This is a genomic window from Asanoa hainanensis (assembly GCF_900188485.1).
In the GTDB taxonomy this organism is placed as follows: Bacteria; Actinomycetota; Actinomycetes; order Mycobacteriales; family Micromonosporaceae; genus Asanoa; species Asanoa hainanensis.
Genome location: NZ_FZPH01000015.1, coordinates 75,416 through 100,778 on the forward strand (window position 1 = coordinate 75,416; position 25,363 = coordinate 100,778).

General features: G+C 71.6%; 24 protein-coding genes and 2 pseudogenes. 10 read left to right on the forward strand and 16 right to left on the reverse strand.

What is annotated here, in order from left to right; translation table 11 throughout:
- The 3 genes and pseudogenes from CHC05_RS30365 to CHC05_RS43510 form a co-directional block, all read right to left on the reverse strand.
- On the reverse strand, positions 1-837 hold the full coding sequence (locus tag CHC05_RS30365) for a hypothetical protein (protein ID WP_144022838.1): 837 nt from the start codon (positions 835-837) through the stop codon (positions 1-3).
- Positions 834-1,007, reverse strand: coding sequence for a sigma factor-like helix-turn-helix DNA-binding protein (locus tag CHC05_RS43505; protein ID WP_425426866.1), 174 nt, complete (start codon positions 1,005-1,007; stop codon positions 834-836). Before CHC05_RS43505 ends, CHC05_RS30365 begins: the two co-directional genes overlap by 4 nt.
- A 109-nt stretch (positions 1,008-1,116) precedes the next feature.
- A pseudogene (locus tag CHC05_RS43510) lies at positions 1,117-1,272 on the reverse strand (SigE family RNA polymerase sigma factor); the annotation flags it as partial.
- Positions 1,273-1,357: 85 nt separating this feature from the next.
- Between CHC05_RS43510 and CHC05_RS43515 the strand changes: the two are divergent.
- Positions 1,358-1,609: pseudogene (locus tag CHC05_RS43515) on the forward strand (early set domain-containing protein); the annotation flags it as partial.
- Between the two features lie 133 nt (positions 1,610-1,742).
- Positions 1,743-3,152: an alpha-amylase family glycosyl hydrolase gene (locus CHC05_RS30380; RefSeq protein ID WP_089254045.1), complete on the forward strand. Its 1,410-nt coding sequence runs from the start codon at positions 1,743-1,745 to the stop codon at positions 3,150-3,152.
- Here the strand turns inward: CHC05_RS30380 and CHC05_RS30385 are convergent.
- Entirely contained in the window at positions 3,149-3,589 is a 441-nt protein-coding gene (locus CHC05_RS30385; protein ID WP_089254046.1) for an iron chaperone, read from the reverse strand. The two genes, CHC05_RS30380 and CHC05_RS30385, sit on opposite strands and share 4 nt — an antisense overlap.
- Before the next feature lie 15 nt (positions 3,590-3,604).
- On the opposite strand from CHC05_RS30385, the gene CHC05_RS30390 reads away from it, so the two are divergent.
- Positions 3,605-4,123: a TetR-like C-terminal domain-containing protein gene (locus tag CHC05_RS30390; RefSeq protein ID WP_245871299.1), complete on the forward strand. Its 519-nt coding sequence runs from the start codon at positions 3,605-3,607 to the stop codon at positions 4,121-4,123.
- On the opposite strand, the gene CHC05_RS30395 is transcribed toward CHC05_RS30390, so the two are convergent.
- The 3 genes from CHC05_RS30395 to CHC05_RS30405 all read right to left on the reverse strand — a co-directional run bounded on the left by CHC05_RS30395 (position 4,043) and on the right by CHC05_RS30405 (position 7,118).
- Positions 4,043-4,672 carry a PH domain-containing protein gene (locus CHC05_RS30395; protein ID WP_089254048.1) on the reverse strand — a complete coding sequence of 210 codons (630 nt, stop codon included), beginning with the start codon at positions 4,670-4,672 and terminating at the stop codon, positions 4,043-4,045. The two genes, CHC05_RS30390 and CHC05_RS30395, sit on opposite strands and share 81 nt — an antisense overlap.
- A gap of 72 nt (positions 4,673-4,744) precedes the next feature.
- Entirely contained in the window at positions 4,745-5,761 is a 1,017-nt protein-coding gene (locus CHC05_RS30400) for a glycoside hydrolase family 11 protein (RefSeq protein ID WP_089254049.1), read from the reverse strand.
- A 283-nt stretch (positions 5,762-6,044) separates the two neighbouring features.
- Positions 6,045-7,118 (reverse strand): DUF6183 family protein, encoded by a 1,074-nt coding sequence (locus CHC05_RS30405; protein WP_089254050.1) that lies wholly within the window; start codon positions 7,116-7,118, stop codon positions 6,045-6,047.
- Between the two features lie 74 nt (positions 7,119-7,192).
- Between CHC05_RS30405 and CHC05_RS30410 the strand changes: the two genes are divergently transcribed.
- Together CHC05_RS30410 and CHC05_RS30415 are read left to right on the forward strand one after the other, a co-directional pair.
- Positions 7,193-7,654, forward strand: a complete 462-nt coding sequence (locus tag CHC05_RS30410; RefSeq protein WP_089254051.1) for a VOC family protein — start codon at positions 7,193-7,195, stop codon at positions 7,652-7,654.
- A gap of 47 nt (positions 7,655-7,701) precedes the next feature.
- The gene (locus CHC05_RS30415) at positions 7,702-8,964 is read left to right on the forward strand and encodes an EAL domain-containing protein (protein ID WP_089254052.1); all 1,263 of its coding nucleotides are present in this window, start codon (positions 7,702-7,704) and stop codon (positions 8,962-8,964) included.
- On the opposite strand, the gene CHC05_RS30420 is transcribed toward CHC05_RS30415, so the two are convergent.
- Positions 8,965-10,008: a lysylphosphatidylglycerol synthase transmembrane domain-containing protein gene (locus CHC05_RS30420; RefSeq protein ID WP_245871292.1), complete on the reverse strand. Its 1,044-nt coding sequence runs from the start codon at positions 10,006-10,008 to the stop codon at positions 8,965-8,967.
- Positions 10,009-10,145: 137 nt separating this feature from the next.
- On the opposite strand from CHC05_RS30420, the gene CHC05_RS30425 reads away from it, so the two are divergent.
- Complete coding sequence (locus CHC05_RS30425; protein WP_089254053.1) at positions 10,146-10,499, forward strand: hypothetical protein; 354 nt, start codon at positions 10,146-10,148, stop codon at positions 10,497-10,499.
- On the opposite strand, the gene CHC05_RS30430 is transcribed toward CHC05_RS30425, so the two are convergent.
- The 5 genes from CHC05_RS30430 to CHC05_RS30450 all read right to left on the reverse strand — a co-directional run bounded on the left by CHC05_RS30430 (position 10,496) and on the right by CHC05_RS30450 (position 18,894).
- Complete coding sequence (locus CHC05_RS30430; RefSeq protein ID WP_144022839.1) at positions 10,496-11,737, reverse strand: hypothetical protein; 1,242 nt, start codon at positions 11,735-11,737, stop codon at positions 10,496-10,498. The two genes, CHC05_RS30425 and CHC05_RS30430, sit on opposite strands and share 4 nt — an antisense overlap.
- A gap of 229 nt (positions 11,738-11,966) precedes the next feature.
- A complete protein-coding gene (locus tag CHC05_RS30435) occupies positions 11,967-13,214 on the reverse strand; it encodes an epoxide hydrolase family protein (RefSeq protein ID WP_218824725.1) in 1,248 nt (415 codons plus the stop codon).
- A 217-nt stretch (positions 13,215-13,431) separates the two neighbouring features.
- Positions 13,432-17,028, reverse strand: a complete 3,597-nt coding sequence (gene metH / locus CHC05_RS30440) for a methionine synthase (protein ID WP_089254055.1) — start codon at positions 17,026-17,028, stop codon at positions 13,432-13,434.
- A gap of 114 nt (positions 17,029-17,142) precedes the next feature.
- Positions 17,143-17,991: an alpha/beta hydrolase gene (locus CHC05_RS30445; RefSeq protein ID WP_089254056.1), complete on the reverse strand. Its 849-nt coding sequence runs from the start codon at positions 17,989-17,991 to the stop codon at positions 17,143-17,145.
- Between the two features lie 9 nt (positions 17,992-18,000).
- A complete protein-coding gene (locus CHC05_RS30450; protein ID WP_144022840.1) occupies positions 18,001-18,894 on the reverse strand; it encodes a hypothetical protein in 894 nt (297 codons plus the stop codon).
- A 161-nt stretch (positions 18,895-19,055) separates the two neighbouring features.
- On the opposite strand from CHC05_RS30450, the gene CHC05_RS30455 reads away from it, so the two are divergent.
- Positions 19,056-20,042, forward strand: a complete 987-nt coding sequence (locus CHC05_RS30455; RefSeq protein WP_089254058.1) for an aldo/keto reductase — start codon at positions 19,056-19,058, stop codon at positions 20,040-20,042.
- 76 nt (positions 20,043-20,118) lie between these two features.
- Entirely contained in the window at positions 20,119-20,844 is a 726-nt protein-coding gene (locus CHC05_RS30460; protein ID WP_089254059.1) for a Rossmann-fold NAD(P)-binding domain-containing protein, read from the forward strand.
- 14 nt (positions 20,845-20,858) lie between these two features.
- On the opposite strand, the gene CHC05_RS30465 is transcribed toward CHC05_RS30460, so the two are convergent.
- Positions 20,859-21,383 carry a DUF3592 domain-containing protein gene (locus CHC05_RS30465; protein ID WP_089254060.1) on the reverse strand — a complete coding sequence of 175 codons (525 nt, stop codon included), beginning with the start codon at positions 21,381-21,383 and terminating at the stop codon, positions 20,859-20,861.
- 74 nt (positions 21,384-21,457) lie between these two features.
- Here CHC05_RS30465 and CHC05_RS30470 point away from each other — a divergent pair, with 74 nt between their 5' ends.
- Complete coding sequence (locus CHC05_RS30470; RefSeq protein WP_144022841.1) at positions 21,458-22,336, forward strand: protease inhibitor I9 family protein; 879 nt, start codon at positions 21,458-21,460, stop codon at positions 22,334-22,336.
- A 3-nt stretch (positions 22,337-22,339) separates the two neighbouring features.
- Here CHC05_RS30470 and CHC05_RS30475 read toward each other — a convergent pair whose 3' ends face one another.
- Positions 22,340-23,110 carry a GNAT family N-acetyltransferase gene (locus CHC05_RS30475; RefSeq protein WP_179266446.1) on the reverse strand — a complete coding sequence of 257 codons (771 nt, stop codon included), beginning with the start codon at positions 23,108-23,110 and terminating at the stop codon, positions 22,340-22,342.
- A gap of 127 nt (positions 23,111-23,237) precedes the next feature.
- On the opposite strand from CHC05_RS30475, the gene CHC05_RS30480 reads away from it, so the two are divergent.
- Positions 23,238-24,461: an EAL domain-containing protein gene (locus CHC05_RS30480; RefSeq protein ID WP_179266447.1), complete on the forward strand. Its 1,224-nt coding sequence runs from the start codon at positions 23,238-23,240 to the stop codon at positions 24,459-24,461.
- On the opposite strand, the gene CHC05_RS30485 is transcribed toward CHC05_RS30480, so the two are convergent.
- Positions 24,454-25,278 (reverse strand): carbon-nitrogen hydrolase family protein, encoded by an 825-nt coding sequence (locus CHC05_RS30485; protein WP_089254064.1) that lies wholly within the window; start codon positions 25,276-25,278, stop codon positions 24,454-24,456. The two genes, CHC05_RS30480 and CHC05_RS30485, sit on opposite strands and share 8 nt — an antisense overlap.
- Between the last annotated feature and the right edge of the window lie 85 nt (positions 25,279-25,363).

Sequence of the window (25,363 nt, forward strand, 5' to 3'; positions counted from 1 at the left end):
TCAGGGGAACTGGAGCATGTCCGGGTTCGCCGCCAGCTTCGCGAGCTGGTCGGCGGTCACCGGCAGCGTGGCCAGTCGCGGCTTGACGCGGTTGCCCGGTCGCCGGCCGTCCAGCGGGGTCTGGGACTCGTCCGTGCCCAGTCCCTGGTCGGCCGAGAGGATGAGGGCGCCGCCGGCGAGGGCTCGGCTCGCGCTGACGTGCCGGCCCCGCTCGTCGTTCCACGTCGTCACCTGGATGGCGACGCCGTCGACGGTCACCATCTTGCACACGGCCTTCGCCGGCCGAGCGGGCGCCGAGCAGTCCACGTCGAGCTGCTTCGGATCACCGGTGGACCAGATGTTGGCGCTCAGCAGCCCCTCTCCCCCACCGCGGCCCAGCAGGAGCCCGGCGAACGCAACACTCATCAGTCCGTTCCTGGGCGCGGGGAGGCCCCGGTTCGGCAGGACCGCCGTCGGGTCGAAGTCCTTGTCGTAGCTGACCGGGAAGTCCCGCACCGAATAACCGGCGGGCGCGAGCCCCAGCAGCAGGTGCCGCATCTGCGCCGAGTGGGTGAAGGCGGCCTTGGCAGGAGGCGTGCGCGCGGGAGCGGGGGCGGCCGACGAGGTGGCCAAAGGCGCGACCACCAAAGGCGCCGGCAGGGCCGTTCCGCCCGCGGGCGTCAACTGCAGCGTGAGGACCACCCCGGTCGCGGCGGCGGTCAGCGCGCCCACCGAGGCGACCCCGGCCCGGCGGCGCCGAACCACCGAGCGGCGGGCCGCGGCGAGCACCTCCGCGCTGTCCCGCAGCGGCGGCGGCGTGACCAGCATGCGCTCGCAGATTTCCCGTACGTCGTTCACGATCGCCCTCCAGGCCTGGGTCGCTCAAGGTCGTGTAGTTCGGCGCCGAGGACGGCCCGCAGGGCCGCCAACCCTCGCGCCGTCTGGCTCTTCACCGTGCCGGTCGAGCAGCGCAGGATGTCGGCCACCTGCTCCACCGACAGGTCGTCCCAGAACCGCAGCACCAGCACCGCGCGGTGCCGGGGTGACAGCCGCGACAGCGCGTTGTCGAGCAGGCAGCACGCGGCGGGCGTACTGGTCGAGCACGTCGTGCCGTTGGATGCGGTGCCAGGCCCGGTAGAGGTTGGTGAACGCCGTCTGGGTCAGGTCCTCCGCCAGGTGCCAGTCACCGCACAGCAGGTACGCGGTGTTGCGCAGGCTGCCGGCCCGCGCGGTGTAGTACGCGACGAACTCGTCGTCGATGTCAGGTCGGCCACTTCGCCACGCGAACGCCATCTGATCGGCCGCTCCTTCCCACCTCGGTCACGTTAGACACGTAGCGATGGGGTCGGCGGGTTCCATCGGGGCTACCGTGTCGGGGATGGACGTCACCGAGCGCATCGGCTGCTGGCTAGTCCCGGCGGGCGCGTTCTTCCGCGTCTGGGCGCCGCACGCCGCGCACGTGGCCGTCACGGTGCAGACCGGCGACCGATGGCACAGCGGCCAGCCGGGCACGACCGCCGCGCTGACGCGTACCGGTGACTATTGGAGTGTGACCGTCCCCGGGGTGCGGCCCGGCCACCTCTATCGGTTCCGCATCACGACGGCGGCCGGCGAGGTGCTCGACCGCCTCGACCCGGCGGCCCGCGACGTGCTCAGCTCGGAGCTCACCCGCGACGACCCGGACAGCCACAACGCGTCGATCGTCTCGACCGGGCACGACTTCGACTGGGCACGCTTCGAGCCACCCCCGGTTCGAGGACTTCGTGATCTACCAGCTGCACGTCGGCACGTTCGTCGGGCGTGGAGACGACCGGTGGGCGACCTTCGCCGACGTGGCGCGCACGTTCGGCTACCTGCGCGACCTCGGGTTCACCTGCGTGCAGCCGCTCCCGGTCCAGGAGTACGCGATGGACCGCTCGTGGGGCTACAACCCCGCCAGCTTCTTCGCGCCCGAGTCGTCCTACGGCTCCCCGGCCGACCTGCGACGATTCGTCGACGCGGCGCACCGGGCCGGGCTCGCCGTGGTCTTCGACGTCGTCTACCACCATTTCGGGCACAGCGACAACGTCCTGTGGGATTACGACGGCTACCGCGACCACGGCGGCATCTACGTCGAGGGCGGCCAGCAGACGCCGTGGGGTCCGGGGCCGGCCTGGTGGAAAGAAGAGGTCCAGGACTTCTTCTACCAGAACGCCCGGATGTACCTGGAGGAGTACCGGGCCGACGGGCTGCGGTTCGACGCGACCACCCAGATCAACGGCCAGCACCTGCGCCGCGTCGTCGAGCGCCTGCGATCCGAGTTCCCCGACCGCTATCTCATCGCCGAGCACCTGCCCGACGACCCGTGGATCATCCGCGAAGGCCGCTTCGCCGCGACCTGGTGCGCCGACGCCCACCACGAGGCCCAGCGGGCGCTGGCCCGTCAGGAGAGCGTGCCGAAGATCAAGGGCATTCTGGGCTGGGACGGGTACGACCATGCGTGGAACCTGGTCAAGTACCTGCTCGGTTCCCACGACGACATCGGCGACCAGCAGGAGGGCGACGCCGAGGACGGCCTGACCGACTGGGACCGCCGGCACCGCTACCTGGTCGACCAGCTTGGCGGCCGCGCCGACTGGACCGCCCGGGCCAAATGCCGACTGGCGTGGGCGTTGAACGTCGCCATGCCCGGCACCCCCATGCTGTTCATGGGCTCGGAGTGCCTGCAGGCCGCGCCGGAGGTGGCCTGGGGCTACTGGCACGACGGGGTCGACGGCCGCGGCGACCACCGCTTCGACTGGGCCATCGCCGGCGACCCGCTCGGCACGGAGATGCGCCGCCTCGTGGGCGCCGCCAACCGGGTCCGGCTCGCGAACCCCGCGTTGCGCGCGGACTCCCTCGACGTCACCCACGAGGACCACGACAACGAGGTGCTCGGCTTCGTACGCGAGTCGGGCGACAACGCCGTCCTCGTGGTCGTGAACCTCGGCGACCGGACCTTCGGCGACCACGGGTACGGCGTCGGCACCGGCGGCCGTGGCGGGCGCTGGACCCAGCTGCTGTGCAGCCAGGACGCGGACTTCGGCGGCTGGGACGGCGCCGGCAACGCCTTCCACGAACCGTGGACGCAGCCGGACGGCCGGGTCTACGTCAACGTTCCGAAGTGGAGTGTCGTGGTCCTGCGCCGCACCTAGCGGACGGCCTGACTCACGAGCGCGCTGATCCGCTCTTCGACCTCGGGGGTCACCTCGGACAGGGCGAACCCGGCCGCCCACATCGGACCCTCGTCGAGGTTCGCGTGGTCGCTGAAGCCCAGCGTCGCGTACCGCGCCTTGAACTTCTCGGCCGGTTGGAAGTGGCAGACCAGCTTGCCGTTCAGCGCGTAGGCGGGCATTCCGTACCAGAGCTTCGGCGCGATCGCCGGGACGGTCGCGGTGATGACCGCGTGCACGCGTTCGGCCATGACCCGGTCCGGCTCCCCCATCTCGGCGATCTTCGCGAGCACGTCCCGCACCGCCTCCGCCGCCTTGTCCGCCGCTGATCCGGCTCGGGCCGCCCGCTTGAGGTCGTTGGCGTGGTCCTTCATCGCGGCCAGCTCGTCGGCCGCGAACCCCTGGTGCTTGGTGGTCATCGTCTCCCCTTGACCGTGCCTGCCACGCCGAGGCGCCGCGGCGCGCTCAGCAGCGTGTGGACCAGCGACCTGGACTACGACGACACGGGAGACGTCCACGCGGACCTGCGCGAACAGTTCCTGCGCTCGAGTCACGTCCTGTCCAGCCCGCCGATCGGCCCGGCCTACCGCGCGCTCATCGCCGAGGCGCAGGGCGATCCGGCGCTGCGGGCGGCAATCCACGAGCGGTTCCTGGTCACCGTCGAGCAGAGCACCCTCCGCCGGATCACGGCGGCACAGGACGCCGGCGAGCTGACCCCGGGCGTCGATCTGGCGTTCGCGGCCGAGGTGCTGTGCGGCACCCTCTACTACCGACACCTGCTCTCGACCAGGCCGGTCGGCGAGGAGGCGGTCGACGGCCTCCTGGACATGTTCATGGCCGCGTACGGAGATCCAGCTCGCGGCCGCCTGCGGTCAACCACGCGCGGAGGCCCGCCGGCGCAATACGACGGTGGCGACGATGATGACCAACGGCCCGAGCAAGGCGAGCCATAGTTGTCCCCACGTGCTGCCGGCAGAGAACAGTAAGGCCCCGACGGGATAGGCGGCGTGCCACACGTTCAGGCGCAGGCGCGTTCGGCCGGCCTCGGTGTCCGTTGTGATGCGGGGCGCGCGGCCGCCGCGGTGTCGCGCGAGCAGCACGTTGAGGTCCCTGGCGACCCGGTCGGCGTGCCCCTCCCGGCGCGCGGCGCGGTTGATGTTGTTGGTCGACAGCGACGTCACCCGCAACGAAGGACCGTCCTTGCGGTGTACGTGGAGGACGTCGAGCGAGTCGAACCGCCGGATCTGGTCCCAGGGCACGGTTGTCGTGCGCAACGGCTCCACGACGGTGACGCCCGTGGGGGTCGCGATCAGCCTGGGTCGGAACGTCCCGAACCAGGCGAAGATCGGCAACCACGACGTGCCCAAGGGGCACATCATCGCGCCGAAGCTGCCGTCGCCGTAGATCAGGGACAGGGTCCACATCGTCACCAGTACGGCGCACATCACGCAGCCGGCAGCGAACAGCACCCGGCTGCGGAACACCCGTACGCCATCGATCATGGTCGCGGAGCTTAGGCGACGCGCGCAACCCGGGGGCGCGGCGGCTTGGGGCCGCCGCGCCCGGGTGCGGGGTCAGCCAGTGCGACAGGTGACCGTGGGCCAGGTCCAGTTGCCGTTGGCCATGATGGTCACGCCGAAGGTGTTGCCGTTGCCGTTCGGTCGCGCGGTGATCGTGCCGCTCGTGCCGCTGACCGAGGCGTTCCAGCTGTTCTGCAGGCTCTGGCCGCCGCCCAGCCCGAGGCTGACGACCCAGTTGCTGGTGCCGCTGACCGCGACGTTCAGGTTGAACCGGTCGCCGAACTGCTGCCCGGCCGACAGGGTCGCGGTGCAGTTGCCTCCGCCGCCGCCGGGCGGTGGCGTGGTCGGGTTGCCGCCGCCACCGCCGCCGCTGCCTTCGCGGACCGTGATGTCGGAGCTTCCGCTGCTCTGGTAGCCCTCGGTCGCCATGATCTGGTAGCTGTGGTTGCTGCCGAGGTTCAGGCCGGAGCGGGCCCAGGCGTCGAAGTGGTTCGCCGTGGTGATGGTGCCGCCGGTGCGCTTCCCCTGGCGGACGCTCCAGAACTGGTAGAACGTGGCCGTCCCGTCGATCGACGGCTGGTTGACCCGCTGGCTGCGGTAGATGTCGTACGTGCCGCCGTCGGTGGTGACCGACCCCATCCGGGTGGCGCCGCTGCTCGGGTTGTAGGTGCCGAAGTTCTCGACGACGTAGTACTCGATCAGCGGGTTGCGCGTCCATCCGTACAAGGCGAGATAGCTGTTGCCGTTCGGGCTGTAGCTGCCCGAGTAGGTGACCGTCCGCCGGCTGCCGGTCGCCCAGCCCTTGCCGCCGACCCAGTTGTTGGTGCCGCTGCCCCAGCTGCTGGAGTACCGGCCGTCGGCGCGCAACGTCATGCTGGCGTTGCCGCTGTCCTTCCAGAACGAGAAGAAGAACCCGTTGTGCGTGCCGGTGGCGTTCGAGCTGACGGTGCGGTCGGCTTCGGCGTACGCACTCGGTGCCGCGACCGCGACGCCGAGGCCGACGGCCAGCGCTGCGGCACACACGGCGCCGAGCAGCAGCCGGCCGCGTCTTCTGGGCTTGGTGTCCATCATGTCTTTGGCTTCCTCCTCGTGACGCTGGCGGGAGACCAGCAGCGGGCGCGACCCGGCGGGCCGTCGTCGGCCATGCGACGACCGGAGGGCGATCCGACGGTCATTGAGCCCCGTCGATGGCGACGCTAGGATTCCAAACCCATGACTGTCAATAAGTTTCGGAAACGTTCCGGAAACCTGTCGCGCCCGCCTCCCAGGGTCGTGGTGGTCACGCCCGTGCGTCACCTCGGCCCTCGGCCGCGCCGGCGCCAAAAGTTCCGGGGAGGTTCCGGACGCGTCGCGGTCAGTCGGTGTCCGTGGCCGCGAGCACGGCGATCCGTCGGCGGTCCGCGGTGACGGCGACCAGGCCCACGTCCCAGGCCACCTGTTCGAACCAGTCGTTCCGCGCCCCGAACTGGTACCACGCGGCCGCGTGCGCCACCTGGTCGACCTCGGCGACCGACGCGTCGACGGGCGCGCCGGCCAGCGCGGCCACGGAACGCCAGGCGGCCAACCGCCCGTACGCCCCATGCGCTCCCGCGTTGTACGCGCCGCCGGTCGAGGCCGCCGCGAACAGCACCCGCCACGCCTCGCCGGGCGTACAGGGAGCGAACGTGAAGTGGTCGTCTTCACCCAGGCTGGCCAGACCCAGACCGGGCAATGTGCTGGCGACGTCGTCGATCGCGGACGAGGCCTCGAAGACCCTGGCCTCGATGCGGCCGTTGGATTCGTCGGCCCAACCGGCGACGGCCGTGGCCATGGCTGACGCGGTGGCCCCGGTCGTCGTCTCCGTCGCCGATGGCCACGGACGGATGTCCGGCCGCGTCGTCGGTCCGTCGAACGGACCGTACGGCAGCGTTGCGCTGGATCCATGAACGTTGTAGTTCGGCAGCGACGGCCGCCCCTCCAGCGCGGTCAACGACAGTGGCAGCCAGCCGAGCGGGTGGTCCGACGGCACGGCCCAGGCCGCGAACTCAGACTCGGGGACACCGCGAAGCACCAACTCGTGTACGAGGCACACGCGAAGCTCCTCCCCCGGGCCGCCGTTGGCGAGGGCGGCCGCCAGGTCCCGCGGGGACTGGCCCGCGGCCAGCAGCGACGCCAGATACGGCGCGCGCACGCCGTCGACCAGGCGCAGCACCTGCTCCACATTGGCCGGTCCCGGCGTGGTGGTCAGCAGGCGGACGAGGTGGTCGAAGACAGCGCGGTACTGCCACACCGTCTTCCGATCCTGGCCGTACCGCTGCGTCAACGCGATGCCCAGGTCCGCGAGGAACTCGGCGTCGCCGTCCGCCAGGCGGCGCTCCGACATTTCCCAGACCTCCGTCACCCGCTCCAGGCGCGGCAGTCCGTCGACGATGTTCCGTACCTCGGTCATCGGGCAAGTCTCCCGTCCCACCCGTCGCGCGCGGGGCCCTGTTTGTGCGCGGCCGAATCGGATACCCGGCGTGCATGACAGAGTCCGCCGACTTCCCGGCGCCGACCGAAGGCATTCTGGCCACCTTGTTCATCACCGTTCGCAGCGTGGCGCGGTCCCGTGACTTCTACTCGCGCGTGCTCGGTGGCACCGTTGTCGTAGAGGAGAACCCGTGCATCGTCAAGCTGTCGAACACGTGGCTGCTCATGAATCCCGGTGGTCCGCCGACGCCGGACAAGCCGGGCATCACCGTGGCCAACTACGAGCCCGGCGACACCACCTCGATCTTCCTGAACCTGCGGGTCGCGGACATCCAGGCCTGTTACGAGGATTGGTCGGCCAAGGGCGCCGAGTTCCTGACGCCGCCGATCGACCGGGGCGCCGAGCTCCGCTGCTATCTGCGTGATCCGGACGGGTATCTCATCGAGGTCGGCCAGTCCACCGGGCTCCTGCACGGCGAGCACGCCGCCAAACGCCCCGAGGACCTTCGCGGTTGAGGTGCGGGCAGCCAGCACCGCCGGGCGACAGCAACTATCGTTGAGATGTGGCAAATGTGTCACCAGGTGGCGATGAGCGGCGTGACGACGAGTTTGTCCGGATCATTCGGGATCGGCGGCTCGAGAGCGTGTTCCAGCCGATCGTGCATCTGGCCAGCCGAACCACCATCGGCTACGAGGCCCTGGTCCGCGGCCCGGCCGGCTCGTCCCTCGTCGACGCCCACACGTTGCTGCGCCACGCGTACCGCACCGGTCTCGTGGTCGAGTTCGACTGGGCGGCCCGCGCCGCGGCGTGCCGGGGGGCGATGGCCGCGCGGCTCACCCGCGACCAGCTCCTGTTCCTCAACATCGAGCCGTTGGCGCTCGGCACCGACTGCCCGCCCGACCTGTGGCCCGACATCAGGGCGGCGTTCGAGCGGTTCCAGGTCGTGCTCGAGGTGACGGAGCGGTCGCTGGACCGCGACCCCCGATCCCTGCTGGAGGGGATCGACCGCCAACGACCGAACGTCGCCGGCATCGCCATCGACGACCTCGGCGGCAACGGCGCGACGCTGTCGATGCTGCCGGTCCTGGCCGCTGACGTCATCAAGCTCGACCAGTCCGTCACCCAGTCCGGACCGACGTCGACGGTCATGCAGATCATGGACATCGCGTACGAGGAAGCGGAGCGCACGGGCGCGACCATCCTCGCCGAGGGCGTGGAGACCCCGGCGCACGCCGCGTTCGCCGAGTCCGCCGGCGCCACCCTCGCGCAGGGTCTCTACCTGGGGCCGCCGGCGCCGCTGCCCACCGCCTTTCGGGCGGCGTCGGTGCCCCTGAGTGTCAACTCGGAGCAGATCGCCAACCTCGCCACGCCGTTCGACGCGCTCGAGGGCCGGACCACGAGCCGCGCCGACCTGACGTACCTGACCGCGCTCAGCCACCACTTCACCGACCGGGCGGCGGAGCTGGTCGCCCCGTCGCTCTCGCTGCTGTTGCTGCCGGACCCGCGCCTGCTGACCCGCGAGGACCGCATCCAACTGGCGCTGCTGGCCCAGCGAGGCGTCGTCACCGGCGTGCTCGGGCCGGGCCTGCCGGATCCGCCCGCGACCGGCGTACGCGGGGCCCGCGACCACGACCACGCGCTCGACGGCCACTGGGCGACGCTGACCCTCAGCCCCGGCACGGCGTCGGCGCTGCTGGCGCGGGCCGTGCCGGGCAGCACCGACGAGTTCGAGTTCGGCGTGACCCACGACCGCCGCCTCGTGGTCGCCGCGGCCCGCTGTCTGCTGCGCCGGCTCGGCGCCGGATCACCTGAGGTGACGCACTGACTACGTGCGGCGCGGTGCGCGCAGGAGGAGCCAGCCGGCGAGGCCTCCGACCGGGACGATGAGCCAGCACGAGAGCACGCGGTAGATCAGCACCGCGGCGGCGGCGCTGCCCGCGCCGGCGCCGGCGGCGGTCAGGCCCGCGGCCAGGGCGAGCTCGACGACCCCGATGCCGCCGGGGGTCAACGGCACCTGGCGTACGACCTGGACGCTGAGGTAGACGGCCGTCAGCGTCGCCGGGCCGCCCGGCAGCGCGAACGCCTGCGCGACGGCGAGGAAGCACAGCAGGTCGGTGACCCACTTCGCGGCGGACCACGCGAGCGCGACCGCCCAGTTGGTCGCGGTCACCGTGGCGGCCGCGCGCCAGGCCGAGCGGAGCCAGTTCAGCACGATGACCAGATAGCGGCGGACGCCGTCCGGTGCGACCGCCTCCTCCGGTGCGGTGCCCCAGCGGCGGCGTCCGACTCCGATCGCCGCCGCCAGGACCGCGACCAGGGCCGCGACGACGATCAACGGCCGCCAGCTGAACGACGAGCCGGCGCCGCCCCAGCCGGCCACACCGGCGTACACGGCGACGATCCCGCCGATCGACGCCAGCCCGGAGATGACCATCACGGCGGCGGCCACCTCGGGGGCCGCTCCGGCCCGCTGGTAGCGGCGGACCGAGAACGCCGCCGAGACCGCCGACCCCGCGGGGAGGCTGATCGACATCGCGGTGCTGGCCAGCACGATCGCGACGGTGTGGCGGCGGCTCAGCCGCGCGCCCAGGGCGGTCAGCAGTCCGTGCTGTTGCAGCGAGAACGCGCCGAGCGAGGCGGCCTGCAGCGCCGCGGCGACGACGATCCAGACCGGGTGGACGGTGGCGAGGGCGTGACTGGTGTCGGCCCAGGTCGGTAGGCGTCCGTGCAGGCCCAGCACGGCCAGGCCAGCCACCACGGCGACCACGACGAACACGCGCAGTGACCGTGCCCACCACGACCGGGCACGGTCGGCGCCGGGTCGCTCCTCCTCGACGAGGGCGACCTGATCATGGCGAACGTCGGGCACGGTAGGTCATCCTGCCAGCGCGGCCCGCCCGCGCGTGCGGTGTCCGCCGTCACGGGTGACCAGCGACTCATCCGTCGGGCGTCGGACATCGACGTGGCTGCGCCGGCACGGTTCAATCAGGTGGCGAAGGAGGCATTGTGGAGGGTCTGGAACTGATCATCGCGGCCCTGGCCGCCGGAGCCACGGCGGGTGCCAGCGACGTCGCGGGCGCGGCGGTCCGGGACGCGTACACGGCGCTGCGCCGGCTCCTGGGGCGCAAAGCGCCCGAAGCGGACCTGGACGCGGTGGACACGGAGCTCGCGCACGAGCTGGAGCGCAGCGGCGCCGCCGACGATCCGGAGATCATCGAGGCGGCCCGGCAGGTGCTCGCATCCGCCGAGGGCGCGCGCATGCGCATCGGATCGATCGAGATCAACGATTCGACCGGCGTCATGATCGGCGACCACGGCACCATGACGCTGCACATCGGCGACCACCCCAAGAAGGCTTAGCTCACGCGCGGATCCGCGATGCGGATGCGGGTGCGGGCGGAGGCGGTCGGGTTGCGGCCGATGCCGACACCGGCGCCGTGTACGACGGTCAGGCGGGCTCCCGACTGGCGCACCTGGGGGCGGTTGCCCACCGAGGCCTGGCGCGCCACGTCGGCCGTGGAGACGAGGTCGCCCACGTCGAGGTCGCGCAGCACCCGCTCGACCGTGTGCGGCAGCCGCTCCCGCGCGGCCTGCGCCTCGGCCGTGTCGCCGCGGCTGAGCGCCAGGTCGTCGCGCAGCGCCGCGTCGGCGAGCAGGGCCGCCAGGTTGACGCGGCAGCCCTCGATCGTGTGCCGGCGGGCGACTTCCATCGTGATGTTGTCGCCGACCGCTACGCCGCTGCTGCTCCAGATGTTGGTCCAGAAGTCGATGGCCAGGGCGTTGGACGAGACGGACGTGCTGGTGCCGGTCACCGTGCCGGGCCGCAGCGCGGTGCCCGACCAGCCGAAGAGCGGACCCTCCGGCTCCATCTTCAACAGCTCCGCCATCTCGACGACGGGCTCGGCGACCTCGCACTGGTGGATCACCGTGACCGTGCTGTCGTCGCCCCGCACCACGCCGACGGAGTCCCGCACGGTGACGGACTCGACCGGGCGCTTGCCGAACCGGCCATCGACCGTGCCGTCGGCCGCCGGCGCGACCGCCACCGCGGCCCGGTGCCGCTCCACCACGCCTTCCAGGTGCGCGAGCGCCTCCCGCAGCTGCGCGGGCGTCGCCTCCCGCAGATCCCGGACGTGCGGCGCGGAGCCGAGGGCTTCGCTCAGGAGCACGTCGAGCGCCCGCAGGACCTCGCGCGGATCCTCGCCGCGCAGCGCCGCCAGCTCGTCGCGCAGGTCGGCCGACGCGACGAACTCCGGGAGTCGGGCGGCCGCGCGCACCAGGTCGTCGGCCGCCTCCTGGATCTTCATCAGCGCGGCCCGCTCGCGCACCGCCAGCTGCGCGTCCCACTCGGCGGCGGCCTTGATCGCGGCTTCCAGCTTCGCGGTCTGGCTCAGCTGGGCATCGATCAACGACTCGAAGGACCGCAACGCCCCGTCGGTGACGCCCCGATCGGCCTCGGCCCGGTCCGCCCGGCGCAGCGCCTCTTCCAGCGCCCGCGTCGCGACGTCGGCGCGCTCCTGGGCGCGGACGGCGCGCTGCTCGGCCGAAGCCCCCGCCTCCTTGAGCGCGGCGACCTCGGCCCGCAGCAGCTCGGACACGGGGGTCCGCGGCCGCGGCGCCCCCTCGGACGCCGGCGCCGCGGGGCGCCTCCGACCCAGGAACCGCAGCAGGTCGTCGACCGACCGCGCCGGCTCAGCCTTCGGCACCTCCCGCGAAGGCGCGGGCGAAGCCGACCGAACCTCGCGGTGCCTCTCGAACTCGCGCACTCATCACCCACTCAAACGCGCCACCGTCTCATGTCGAGGGTAGCGCCACGGGCTCCCGGAGCTAGCGCAGCGAGTGGAAGGTCGCGCGGACGTCTTCGGAGAGCAGTTGCGGCTGCTCCCACGCGGCGAAGTGGCCGCCCCGGTCGTGTCGCACGTAGGTGACGAGGTTCGGGTACGCCTGCTCCGCCCAGCTGCGCGGAACACGGTAGATCTCGTCGGGGAAGATGCTCACCCCGACCGGCACCCGCACGCCCTTGGTGGCGAAGAACGGGAGCTTGCTCTCCCAGTACAGCCGCAACGAGGAGACCCCGGTGTTGGTCAGCCAGAAGAGCGTGATGTTGTCCACGATGTCCTGGCGGGTGAGGTCGCTGGGCCGCTCCAGCCGGTCCTCCAGGACCTGCTGCACCAGGCCGGGCTGGCCGGTCCCGTCGCCGTGGTCGAGCATGAACGCGGCGAGGTCCAGCGGCGAGTCCGCGAGGCCGTACATCGTCTGCGGACGCGTCCCCGCGATCAGCCCGTACGCCACGTGCGTGCCGAAGAAGCCGAGCAGCTGGTCGTACGTGTCCTGCTCCTCGGGCGAGAGACCGTCCGGCGCGGGCGAGCCGGCGAAGGACGAGGCGAACAGCTTTGGCGGCACCGCGCCGGGCATGTTGGTGTGGATGCCGACCAGTCCCTGCGGCGGCGGTTCGGCGACCATCGGGTCGGCGCGGCCGCCCGCCAGCGCGTCGACCACGATCGCGCCCCAGTCGCCACCCTGCGCGGCGAACTGCGTGTAGCCGAGCCGACCCATCAGCTCGACGTACGCCTTGCCGATGCGCACCGGGTCCCAGCCGGCCTCGGTCGGCTTGCCGGAGAACCCGTACCCGGGCATCGACGGGATCACGACGTGGAAGGCGTCCGACGCGTCACCGCCGTACGCCGTCGGGTCCGTCAGCGGGCCGATGAGCTTCAGCTGTTCGATGACCGATCCCGGCCAGCCGTGGCAGACGACGATCGGGAGGGCGTTCTCGTGCTTCGAGCGGACGTGGATGAAGTGGATGTCCAGCCCGTCGATCTCCGTGACGAAGTTGGGCAGGGCGTTCAGCCGCTCCTCGCACTGCCGCCAGTCGTAGTCGGCCTCCCAGTAACGGGCGAGGTCCCGCATCAGCGCGAGCGGCACGCCCTGCGAGTCGTCGTCGACGGTCTCCTTCTCGGGCCAGCGCATGGCCCCGATGCGGGCGCGCAGATCCTCGAGGTCCGCGTCGGCGAACCCGATCTCGAACGGCCTGATTTCCGCGGTCTGCGATCGCGCTTGGGTCTTGACAGCCACAGGACTCTCCCCACCTGCCGATGGATCTCCTTCGAGATCGGCGGGTAGGCGCCGACCTCCCGTCGCGGACACCTGGAACGTCCCGCGCTCGTGCGGCAGATCGGCAGGGGCACCCAGGCCCACGTGTGTCGAGGGTAGGACTCGCCCTCCGCAGATCGGGGCAATACGAACAATCCCGGGCGGTTTTGCCCCAAGTGCGGCGTCTGTACAGCAGGCGTCAGGCGTCGTAGGCCAGGTTGGGGCGCAGCCAGCGCTCGACCTCGTCGACCGTCATCCCGCGCCGGGCCGCGTAGTCGGTGACCTGGTCGCGACCCAGCCGGCCGACGGTGAAATAGCGCGAATCGGGGTGCTGGAAGATCAGGCCGCTGACCGCGGCCGCGGGCGTCATCGCGTACGAGTCGGTGAGCCCGACCCCGATCGCCTCGGTGCCGAGCAGCGCGAACAGGTCCTTCTTCTCGCTGTGGTCGGGGCTGGCCGGATAACCGAGGGCGGGCCGGATGCCGCGGAACCGCTCGGCGTGCAGGTCCTCCAGCGCGGGCGCTGCGTCAGGCTCGAACCAGTCGCGGCGGGCCCGCAGGTGCACGTGCTCGGCGAACGCCTCGGCCAGCCGGTCGGCCAGCGCCTTCACCATGATCGCCCGGTAGTCGTCGTGCTCGGCCTCGTAGCGCCGGGCCAGCACGTCGGCGCCGTGGATGCCGACGGCGAAGCCGCCCAGGTGGTCGCCGGCCGGCGCGACGTAGTCGGCGAGGCAGCGGTTGGCCCGGCCGGCCGGCTTGCGGGTCTGCTGGCGCAGCATCGGGAAGCGCACGCCGTTGTCGAGCACGATGTCGTCGCCCACGCTGTGGGCGCCCCAGAAGCCGTAGAGGCCGCGGGCCTCGAACGAGCCGTCCGCGATGATCGTGTCGAGCAGCGCGTTGGCGTCGTCGTAGAGCTCGCGGGCGACCGGCTGCTCGAGGATCGCCGGGAACTTGCCCTTCAGCTCCCACGCCAGGAACAGGAACTGCCAGTCGACCAGCTCGCGCAGTTCGGCGATCGAGGGCCGCACCTCGCGTACACCCGTGAAAGCTGGCGTGGGCAGGTCGCCGAGGTCGACCTCCTCGCGGTTGGCCCGCGCGGCTTCGAGGGTCAGCAGCGGCTGGGCGTGCCGGTTGGCGTGCTGTTCGCGCAGCCGCTCCTGCTCTTCCCGGTTGGCCTCGTCGAGCTTGACGGCCCGGTCGGCGTCGAGCAGGTCCGACACCACACCCACGACCCGGGAGGCATCGAGTACGTGCACCGTCGAACCGTCGTACGCGGGAGCGATCCGCACCGCGGTGTGCTGCCTCGACGTGGTCGCGCCGCCGATCAGCAGCGGCACCGTGAACCCGCGGCGCTGCATCTCGGCGCCGACCGTGACCATCTCGTCCAGCGAGGGGGTGATCAGGCCGGACAGGCCGATCACGTCGGCCTTCTCGGCGATCGCGGTCTCCAGGATCGTGGCGGCGGGCACCATCACGCCGAGGTCGATCACCTCGTAGTTGTTGCAGCCGAGCACCACGCCGACGATGTTCTTGCCGATGTCGTGCACGTCGCCCTTGACCGTGGCCAGCACGACCTTGCCCTGGCCGCGGACTTCCTCGGTGCGGCCCGCCAGCCGGGCCTGCTCCTTCTCCTCCTCCATGAACGGCTCGAGGTAGGCCACCGACCGCTTCATCACCCGCGCGCTCTTGACCACCTGGGGCAGGAACATCTTGCCGGCGCCGAACAGGTCGCCGACGACCTTCATGCCGTCCATCAGCGGCCCCTCGATGACGTCGAGCGGCCGGGGCAGCAGTTGCCGGGCCTCCTCGGTGTCGTCCTCGATGAAGTCGACGATGCCGTGCACCAACGCGTGCGACAGCCTTTCTGCCACCGGCGCCGCGCGCCACGACAGGTCGACCGTGCGCCGCGTGCCCTCGCCCTTGACGGTGGCGGCGAACTCGACGAGCCGGTCGGTCGCGTCCGGCCGCCGGTCGAACAGCACGTCCTCGACGAGCTCCAGCAGGTCGGCCGGGATGTCCTGGTAGACCGCGAGCTGGCCGGCGTTGACGATGCCCATGTCGAGCCCGGCCTTGACGGCGTGGAACAGGAACGCCGAGTGCATCGCCTCGCGGACGACGTCGTTGCCGCGGAACGAGAAGGACAGGTTCGAGATCCCGCCACTGGTACGCGCGCCCGGGCACCGCTCCTTGATCAGCGGAAGGGCCTCGATGAACGCCTTGGCGTACCCGTTGTGCTCGGCGATGCCGGTGGCCACGGCCAGCACGTTCGGGTCGAAGATGATGTCGTCGGGAGCGAAGCCCGCCTCGTGGACCAGCAGGTCGTACGCCCGGCCGCAGATCTCGACCTTGCGGTCGCGGGTGTCGGCCTGGCCCTGCTCGTCGAACGCCATCACGACCACGCCGGCGCCGAAGCCGAGGATCTTTTTCGCCTGCCGTAAGAAGGCCTCCTCGCCCTCCTTCAAGCTGATCGAGTTGACCACGCCCTTGCCCTGCACGCACTTGAGGCCGGCCTCGAGCACGCTCCACTTGGAGCTGTCGACCATCACCGGGATGCGGGCGACCTCGGGCTCGGTGGCGATCAGGTTGAGGAACGTGGTCATCGCGCGCTCGCTGTCGAGCAGGTCCGCGTCCATGTTGACGTCGAGCAGGTTGGCGCCGCCGCGCACCTGGTCGAGGGCCACGTCGACGGCGCCCTGGTGGTCGTCGGCCTCGATCAGCCGCCGGAACCGGGCCGAGCCGGTGACGTTGGTGCGCTCGCCGATCATCACGAAGCCCGTGTCGGGGCCGATCGCGAAGGGCTCCAGGCCGCTGAACCGGGTGGTCTGCCGCGGCGGGGCGATCGCCCGCGGCCGGGCGTCCCGCACGGCCTCCGCGATGCGCGCGATGTGCGCGGGGGTCGTACCGCAGCAGCCGCCCACGATGTTGACCAGCCCGGCCGCGGCGAACTCGCCGATCAGCTCGCCGGTCTCGTCCGGGACCTGGTCGTAGCCGCCGAACGCGTTGGGCAGGCCCGCGTTGGGGTGGGTGGCGACGAAGGTGTCGGCGAGGCGGGCGAGCTCGGCCACGTGCGGCCGGAGCTCCGCCGCACCGAGCGAGCAGTTGGCGCCGACGACCAGCGGCTTGGCCTGCTCGATCGACCGCCAGAACGCCTCCACGGTCTGGCCGGAGAGGGTGCGGCCGGAGATGTCCACGAACAGCGAGATCCAGAGCGGCACGTCGGGCGCCACCTCGCGCGCGGCGGCGAGGGCCGCCTTCGCGTTCAGCGTGTCGAAGATCGTCTCGATCAGCAGCAGGTCGACGCCGCCCTCGACCAGGGCCGCGATCTGCTCCGCGTACGACGCCTTGACCTGGTCGAAGGTGACCGCCCGGAAGGCCGGGTCGTCGACCTTGGGCGAGAGCGAGAGGGTGACGTTGAGCGGGCCGACCGAGCCGGCGACGAACTTGCCGCCCGCCTCGTCGGCGGCCTGTCGGGCCAGCCGCGCGCCCTGGACGTTCATCTCGCGGACCAGCGACTCCAGGCCGTAGTCGGCCTGGCCGATGCTGGTCGCGGTGAACGTGTTGGTGGTGGTGATGTCCGCGCCGGCCGCGAGATACTGCCGGTGGATGTCGAGGATCAGGTCGGGGCGGGTCAGGTTGAGCAGATCCGGATCACCGGTGACGTCCCGCGGGTGGTCTTCCGGCACGAAGCCGCCGGCCCGGTAGTCGCCGGGCGCGAGCTCGGCCTCCTGGATCATCGTGCCCCAGGCACCGTCGAGCACCAGGACCCGCTCGCTCAGCAGCCGCCGCAACGTCTCCATACCCACCACCTCCGAATGAACGGAGGCGACCTTGGGGCGTTCCCCGGACGAGCGTGGCGGGGCGTGGTGCGGGCCCCGTTGCAGCGCCTCTCGTCTCGGACCGCTAACGTTACCTCAGCCGGTAGGCGGGGCGAACGACCAGCGCAGTGCGTCGGGCAGGAGGACGCCACCGTGGTTGGGGCTGTGACCTCCGTCGCCGAGCACGAGCCGGAAGTCGTAGCCGGCCTCGGCCAGGGCCGCCGCGACGCGCAGGTTGCTGGCGAGCCAGTTGTGTTCGGGCCCGTTCCAGCCCAGGTCGCGGTGACCGGCCTGCATGAAGACCCGCAACGGCTTGCGGGGCACGGCGGGGATCAGGTCGGGGTACGGGTTGCCGTCCGGCATCTGGACGAAGCTGGACAGGAAGCAGATCACCCGACGGAACCTGTCGGGACGCAGCCAGGCCGCGGTGAAGACGCCGTTCCCGCCGCTGCTCCCACCGCAGACGGCCCACCGCTCGGGGTCCTCGGTGATCGACCAGCGCCGCGTGACCTGCGGAACGATCTCCGTCAGGAGGAACGTGACCAGGCGGTCGTCGAAGGCGTCGTACTCGACGTTGCGGTTCTTCGGCTGCTCGCGGTCCGCGAAGACGCCCGGGTCGACGAAGACACCGACGGTGACGGGGATGTCGCCGCGGTGGACCAGATTGTCGAGCACGATCGCGCCCCGGACCTCGCCCGTGGGGTCGAGGTACCACTGCCCGTCCAGGAACACGACCAGGGACGCGGGCTGCGATGGCTGGTATTGGGCCGGCACGTGGACCCAGAACTTCCGTGTGGTGCCCGGGTAGACGGCGCTGTCGTCCCAGCTGAACTCGATCGTCTCGCCGGTTGGCACGCCTGGCTGCCGGTGGGAGTCCGGTCCGTGGGCGTAGCGGACGTCGGTCTGGTCGAGGGCGAGCGGGCGGAAGGGCACCTCTGCGGTCACCCGGGAACCCTAGCGGCGCAGTCCTCGCACCAGAAGCGTCCCGAGCCAGCCGGCGAGCAGCGCACCGACGACCGCCAGGAGCTGGATCGAGAGCGGCCAGCGACCCCGGTCCGCGTCCATCGCGCGCACCTGGAGGGAGGGCAGCAGGGCGGTGGCGAGTTGGAGGTTCACGAAGTCGTCGTTGCCGATCCGCAGGCTGGACACCACCTCGGACGGCCCGCCGGCGACCGGCACCCGCACGATCGTGTCCCAGTTGTCGACCAACAGCCCATTCCCCCGCCAACCCAGCAGGCCGCGGAGCCCCGCGGGCGCGTCGACCGTCACCGTGTCGCCGCCGACCAGGTCCACAATGGCCAGACCGTCCGGAAATCCGAGGCCCCGCAAGTCCAGCCGGACGATCCGCAGCTCCCCGTCCCGCTGGAGCGCCAGCCGCGCGCCGTCCGGTGCGAAGGCGGCGTCGACCGTGCCCAGCTGCCCGGGGATCGCGGTTCGCGCGCCACTGGCCAGGTCCAGCACCGCGTCCAGGTCGCGGTAGCTGCGGCCGTCGACCCCGACCACCTGGGGCGGGTGCTCGGAGCCGCTGCTGTACAGCGCGACCACCGGGCCCGGTGGGTCGGCGGACACGTGGCCGGTCATCATCGAGTGGCCCAGGAGCTTCTCGGGCAGCACGGCCACGTCCGGTTTCGTGGCCGGCGCGGCCTCGGTGCCCCGCGACAGTCCCGGAACCTGGCCGACCGCGACGACCGCGAACGCGGTGGCGGCCGCGGCGAGCACGGGCAGCCAGCGGTTCCGCGGACGAGGCCCCGCCGCCGCCCGCAGCGCGGCCGACCCGACCTCCGGCACCGGCACCGCGTCGGCCAGCTCGCGCATCCCCCGGCGTACCCGTGCGTGCTCATCGATCATCGAGGTGCTCCCTCAGTGCGGCGTGTGCCCGGTGCAGCCAGGGGCCCGGCTCACGCACGTCGGCGCGCACGAGGAGGGCGATGAAAACCTCCTGGACTACGTCCTCGGCGGCGGAAACACTGCCTGTAGCGATGATTGGTTCCGCCCGAGGGAGGCCAGCAATGCACACTCGTACGCTCGGGCAGGGTCTGGAGGTTTCCGCGCTGGGGCTCGGTTGCATGGGCATGAGCGAGGGCTACGGCCCGAACCCTGGCGACCGGGCCGACATGATCGGCGTGCTGCGCGGCGCGGTCGAGCGCGGGGTCACCCTGTTCGACACCGCCGAAGTCTATGGGCCGTACGTCAACGAGGAGCTGCTGGGCGAGGCGCTCGAACCCGTGCGCGACCAGGTCGTCATCGCCACCAAGTTCGGGTGGGACATCCAGGGCGGGCAGGCCGTCGGGGTCGACAGCCGGCCCGAGCAGATCCGCCGGGTCGCCGAGGCCGCGCTGGGGCGGCTGCGTACCGACCGGATCGACCTGTTCTACCAGCACCGGGTCGATCCCGCCGTGCCCATCGAGGACGTCGCCGGCACCGTCGCGGCGCTCGTGGCGGAGGGGAAGGTCGTCCACTTCGGGCTGTCCGAGGCGGGCGCCGGCACGATCCGGCGCGCCCACGCCGTCCATCCGGTCGCGGCGTTGCAGAGCGAGTACTCGCTGTGGACCCGCGGCATCGAGTCCGAGATCCTGCCGACGCTCGACGAGCTCGGCATCGGCCTGGTGCCGTTCAGCCCGTTGGGCCGCGGTTTCCTCACGGGCGCGGTCGGCACGACGACGGAGTTCGCGGCGGACGACATCCGGACGACGATCCCGCGCTTCACCGCCGAGAACCGGGCCGCCAACGAGGCGCTGGTCGAGCTGGTCAGGCGGGTGGCCGGGACGCTTGGCGCGACGCCGGCGCAGGTCGCCCTCGCCTGGCTGCTCGGCCGCCGACCGTCGCTGGTGCCGATACCGGGCACGCGGCGGCTGGCCCGCCTCGACGAGAACATCGGCGCGACCTCAGTGGAGCTGTCACCCGCCGATGCGGCCGCCCTCGACGACGCCGCGACCCGGTTGGGTGTCGCCGGTGCCCGCTACGACGACGCGATGCAGAAGATGACCAGACTCTGACCGTTGGGTCCCGGCTTCGTGCCGTGGGTGCTTGCCGCACGGGCGTTCCGGCCGCGCCGGCCCCACTCTCGTTCGCATGACGAACCCCCACCGCACCACCGTTCGGGTCGCCACTGTCACCGCCGCCGTCGTGCTCGGTGGCTTCACCCTCGGCTGCGGTCTCGTGCAGAACGCCGTCGACACCGCCAACACCCTCGGCGAGTTCTCGGACCGGCTCGGCAGGTCGGCCGAACTGACCTACACCGCCACGTACCAGACCGACGACGCGACGGTCACCTTCGTACAGCAGCCGCCGAACTCGGCGGTCCTGAGCGCGAACAGCCGGCTGATCTCCACCCCGACCGCGATGATCATGTGTGACCGGTCCGAGTGCCAGCAGGCGCCGAACACCGCGGCCGTGGCCGGGCCCGCGGACGCCAACCTCGTCTCGGCGGTCGGCGGTGCCGGCTTCCTGACCCCGGAGCTCGCCCTCGGCCTCGTCGCGGCGGCCGCGATCGTGCCCGGCACCGACGTCAGCACGAGCGAGCGCGAGATCGCCGGCCAGGACTCGCTGTGCGCGGACGTCGACGGCATCGAGGACCCGGAGGCCGGCGCCCAGCCGGGCGACATGAAGTCGTTCTCGGTGTGCGTGACCGAGACGGGCCTGCTGTCGTCGTTCAGCGGCGAGACCCACAGCGGCGACCGGACGCGCATCGAGCTGGTGTCCTATTCGGACAAGGTCGACCCGGCGGCGTTCGCACCGCCGAAGGGCGCGAAGGTCGTCGACGTCACCGACCTGGCCGCCCAGGCCATCGGCAACTGATCCAGACGCGTCGGTCAGGGCCCGGTCAGCGGGCCCTGACCGAAGCCCGGGTCCTGGAAACCGCCGGGCTCGGCGGCGCCGACCTCGTTGAAGACGGCGATGACGTGCTGGCCGATCTCGTACGCGCCGAACGCGAAGAGCAGGAAGAGCAGGCCGAAGGCGAGCGGGATGGCCAGTAGCTTGCCGCCGGCACGCACCGCCTTCGCTTCGGTCGGCTTTCGTGGGTCGTACAGCACGTCGATCGTGGTGCCGGCCACGTGGGATCGGAACCCGGTCAGGTCGGCGAGCACGGCCGTGACCTCCGGACCCGAGCCCGCCTGGAACGTCACCACCGGCCGGAACGTGATCCTGCCGCGCGACCGCGACTCCATCTGGTTGTCGACGACCTGCGCGGTCGCCCGCTCGCCCGAAGCGCCGAGTGACCGCAGTTTCAGCCACCGCCACGCGGCCGCGACGATCAGCCCGGCACCGGCCAGGCCGGGAACACCCACGACGAAGCCCACGACGACGTACGGCAGCCAGCCCAGGCTATCGATCATGGCAAGACTGTAGGGGCCTGGCCAGGCGATGTCACGATGAGGCACGGGGTCGGCGCACGGGGAGGCGATGGGCGATGGATTGGTCGGATTCCACCGTGTACGTGCCGTACCTGGCGGTGATCGAGCTTGCCGACGGCGAGGAGCGGACGCACCCCGCGCACTTCGTGACGTTGACACCTGATTTCGTCTTCGTCCGTGATCCGGCCGGCCGGTTCGAGCACCATCCGACCCGCGAGGTGCGCTCGATCCGGATCACGGTGCGGGATCTGCCGCACGACTACGACCTGCTGCGCGCCGACTATCCGCACGCGTACGAGCCGTGGCATCCGTTCCTGGTCACCGATCTTCGCGACGTGCACGACTCGAGCCAGTCGCTCGCCGCCATCGTGCGGAAGTTGGGTCGCCCGCCGGCACACCTGGTCGCCAAGGCGCCCGAGTTCGGCTACGACCTCACCGGCGTGGCGAACACCGCGGACGACGAGCCGGGCTCGTTGGCGGCCCGTTTCGACGAACGTGCCACCTCCCACGACTACCTCGTGTTCCGCAAGCCCGGAAGCGCGGATCCGTACCAGATCCTGAGCCGGCAACGCATCGGCCCGGACGAGGTCTACCGCATCGGCTCCTGGGGGTTCGCGGCCACGTTGACCGGGCAGCAGGTGCGACCACTGCCCAAGGATCCCGACGTCGAGACGGTGGAGCGCGACGACGACCGGCTCGCGCCGCATTTCCGGGTGCCGCCGGAGCATCGGGTCGAGGGTGAGTACCTGGTCGGCGTTCGGCCAAGCGGTGATCCACTCACCGTTGCCACCCGGGCCGGCGTGTCACCCCGCCACGTCTTCGGCTTCATCAACACCTTCGGTGCCGCGATGACCGACGCCCAGGTGTACGCCCTGCGCGCCGACCCGGACGTGGTGAACATCGAAGACAACGGCGTTTACACCGTCGACGACTGACCGTCAGCCCGCAGCGAAGGTGGTCCAGGTTTCGCCCGTCTCGAAGCCGGCGCGCTCGAACAGTGGCACCGTGTCGTTCGCGGAGTGCAGGAACGCCGTGCGCGCGCCGGCCGCCTGACCGTCGCGGAGCATCGCGGTGGTCAGCGCCAGCGCGTGGCCGCGCCGTCGGTGGTCCGGGTGGGTCGCGATGTTGGCCAGGTAGAGGTGGTCGCCGGTGCGCACCGCCAACCCGACGGTCCGGGGCGCGCCGCCCTCCTCCAGGACGTACGCATCGAGCTCCGGCCGGTCCAGCGTCGCGGCGTTGTAGAGGCCCGAGATGATCTGCGGCGGGGCGCCGAAGGCGGCACCGAGCACGTTGGCGAAGGTCTCGTACTCCGCACCGGGCAGCTTGCGCACCCGCTCCGGCGCCGGCCCCGGGTCCTCGGACAGCGACCGCAGCATCATCACCGACCCGGTCCGCACGGTCAGGCCGTGGCCGGCGGCGACCGCGATGACCTCGGAATCGGCCGAGCCTCGCAGCCGGATGGTCCAGGGCACCTGCTGGGCGGCGTACGCGGCGGTCCGCTCCGCGAGGGCGGCTATCTCCCCCGCGTCGGGTGAACGGCTCAGCCCGAGCACGGCGTTCAGCAGCGGGATCGGTGTGCCGGTGAACAGGAGGGCCGTTCCGTGCGGTGCGCTCTCGAAACGCCCGTTCGGGGCCGCCGCGTCGGCGATCAACTCGGCGCCCGCGCGGAAGGCGTTCGCGGCGGCGTCCAGGGTCTGGTCAGCAATCATGACCACAGGATGCGGCGCGCGCCGTGAAGGTTCGGTTTTTTGCTGGTTTGTAACCCGGCTCACGCCACAGCCGTCTCGAACGCCCCAGGCGGTTTGCACGCGCGCGGAATGGAAATACGGGCTGATCATGGGCGATGACCTGCGGTTTGCCGCTGACGTCGGTATCGAGGGGATCCTCGCGCGCCGGCTGGTCAAGCCGGTCTTCCAGCCGGTCGTGTCGCTGGCCGACGAGCGGCCCGTCGGCTTCGAGGCGCTCGCGCGGGGTCCGGAGGGCCCCTTCCACCAGGCACCGGCGCTGTTCGCGGCCGCCGCCCGGGCCGGCCTGTCCGCCGAACTGGACTGGTTGTGCGCGTCGGCGGCCGGCCAGGCGTACCGGGAGGCCGACCTGCCGGAGATGGCGTTGTTCGTGAACCTCAACCCGGACACCCTGGCCTCGGACCCACCGGCCGAGCTCGTCGAGGCGTACGACGAGCTCACGCAGGAGCGGGACGTCGTACTCGAGATCACCGAGCAGTCGGTGATGCGTGAGCCGGCCCGGTTGATGGAGGCCGTCCTCGACGCCCGGCGGCGCAAGGCCCGGATCGCGCTGGACGACATCGGCGTCGAGCCCGGGAGCCTGGCCGCGATGCCGTTGGTCAACCCGGACATCATCAAGCTCGACCGGTCGATCATCCAGGCCCGGACGAACTCGTGGGCCGTCTCCCAGGTCGTCAACGCGGTCCTGGACGAGGCGCACCGCCGCGACGCGCAGATCCTCGCCGAAGGGATCGAGCGCCCGGAGCACCTGGCCGTCGCGCGGTCGATGGGGGCGACGCTGGGCCAGGGGTATCTGTTCGGCCGCCCCGGGCCGCTGCCGGACCAGGTCCAGCGCTCGGAGCGGGAGTTGGCGCGCGTCACGTCGCGGAACGTCGCCCACCAGACCCCGTTCGACCTGCTCGCCCCGACCGCCGACATCTACCCGACCTCGGAGGAGATGTTCGCGTCGATGGTCGGGCACATCGAGAACCAGGCCACCCAGACCACGAGCCCGGCGATCCTCGTGGTCAACGTCGGCGACGGTGACTACGACGACGAGTCCCGCATCCGGCACACGTACCTGACCAGCCGGGGCATCGACGTCTTCGTGCTCGGGACGGGCACGGCGCGGAACCTCGGCAACCGGATCCGCGGGATCGCCCTGACCGACGACGACCCCCTGCTGACTGAGCGCACCGTCCTGTTCGTCGGCAGCCGCTACGGCAGCGGGGCCTTCGCCCGCCGGGACGGGGACACCCTCCACGCCGGCACCTGCTACAACCCCGAACGCGTCATCGAAGCGGTGCTCACGCTCGTCAACCGGCTCCCTAGCTGACGAGCAGGGTGCGCCGTTCGCGTTCCGGAAGCCCGATGCCGTGCTCCGTCAGCACCGGATGGTCCGCCCGGGCCAGGGCCAGCACCTCCGGGTCGAGGCGGCCGATCGCCAGCGCCGGCTCGGCCGCTCCCGCGTCGGTGAGCGGGGTGCCGTCGGGGTTCCAGATCGCGCTGCCGCCGCAGCCGACCAGCGGGCCGCTGCGGCCGCTGTGGTTGGCCAGCACGGTGTAGACCGTGTTGTCCTGCGCCCGCGCCGGCAACTGGGTGGCGCGGCGGTGCGCGCTGCGACCCGGGCTGAACATCGCGCCGACCAGGTACGCGTGGCAGCCGTCGAGGGCGGCGGCCCGGGCGTGCTCCGGGAAACCCGTGTCGGCGCAGATGCCCAGGCCGAGGCGCCAGCCGTCGACCTCCAGGGTGCAGCCGTGCGCGCCGGCGGTCGCGCCCGCGACCCGCTCGGTGGCGGTCGGCCGCTGCTTGTCGTAGCGGCCCACCACACTGCCCGACCGGTCGAACACCAGGCCCGAGATGTACGCGCGGCCGCCGGCCACCACCGGCGCACCCACCACGACCGCGGTGCCGGTCTCGGAACAGGCTTTGGCCAGTGGTGAGAGGCGGTCGTCGTCGGGCTCCACCGCGTGCGAGCGCAGCGCGGCCAGCTCGTACCCGGTCAGGAAGAGCTCCGGGAGGACCAGCACCGCGGCGCCGGCGGCCTGCCGGACGAGCGCGGCGGCCGTAGCCACGTTGGCAGCTACGTCGAGGGACACGCAGGGGGCCTGGCCGGCGGCGACGACCAGGGGCTCCGGGGGCAATGGGTGCACCGACGCAGCCTACCGATGAAACTTACTTACGAAACGCGCGTACGGCCTGGCAGCTATTGACGTGGTCTTCGTCGATGGAGGAAGG

Coding starts and splice junctions, on each gene's coding strand:
- CHC05_RS30385 (WP_089254046.1), bottom strand. CDS start 3,589: ATGACCACCAAGCACCAGGGGTTCGCGGCCGACGAGCTGGCCGCGATG.
- CHC05_RS30460 (WP_089254059.1), top strand. CDS start 20,119: ATGACGAACCCCCACCGCACCACCGTTCGGGTCGCCACTGTCACCGCC.
- CHC05_RS30410 (WP_089254051.1), top strand. CDS start 7,193: ATGACAGAGTCCGCCGACTTCCCGGCGCCGACCGAAGGCATTCTGGCC.
- CHC05_RS30400 (WP_089254049.1), bottom strand. CDS start 5,761: ATGATGGACACCAAGCCCAGAAGACGCGGCCGGCTGCTGCTCGGCGCC.
- CHC05_RS30450 (WP_144022840.1), bottom strand. CDS start 18,894: ATGATCGATGAGCACGCACGGGTACGCCGGGGGATGCGCGAGCTGGCC.
- CHC05_RS30405 (WP_089254050.1), bottom strand. CDS start 7,118: ATGACCGAGGTACGGAACATCGTCGACGGACTGCCGCGCCTGGAGCGG.
- CHC05_RS30395 (WP_089254048.1), bottom strand. CDS start 4,672: ATGATCGATGGCGTACGGGTGTTCCGCAGCCGGGTGCTGTTCGCTGCC.
- CHC05_RS30475 (WP_179266446.1), bottom strand. CDS start 23,110: ATGATTGCTGACCAGACCCTGGACGCCGCCGCGAACGCCTTCCGCGCG.
- CHC05_RS30480 (WP_179266447.1), top strand. CDS start 23,238: ATGGGCGATGACCTGCGGTTTGCCGCTGACGTCGGTATCGAGGGGATC.
- CHC05_RS30455 (WP_089254058.1), top strand. CDS start 19,056: ATGCACACTCGTACGCTCGGGCAGGGTCTGGAGGTTTCCGCGCTGGGG.
- metH (WP_089254055.1), bottom strand. CDS start 17,028: ATGGAGACGTTGCGGCGGCTGCTGAGCGAGCGGGTCCTGGTGCTCGAC.
- CHC05_RS30465 (WP_089254060.1), bottom strand. CDS start 21,383: ATGATCGATAGCCTGGGCTGGCTGCCGTACGTCGTCGTGGGCTTCGTC.
- CHC05_RS30470 (WP_144022841.1), top strand. CDS start 21,458: ATGGATTGGTCGGATTCCACCGTGTACGTGCCGTACCTGGCGGTGATC.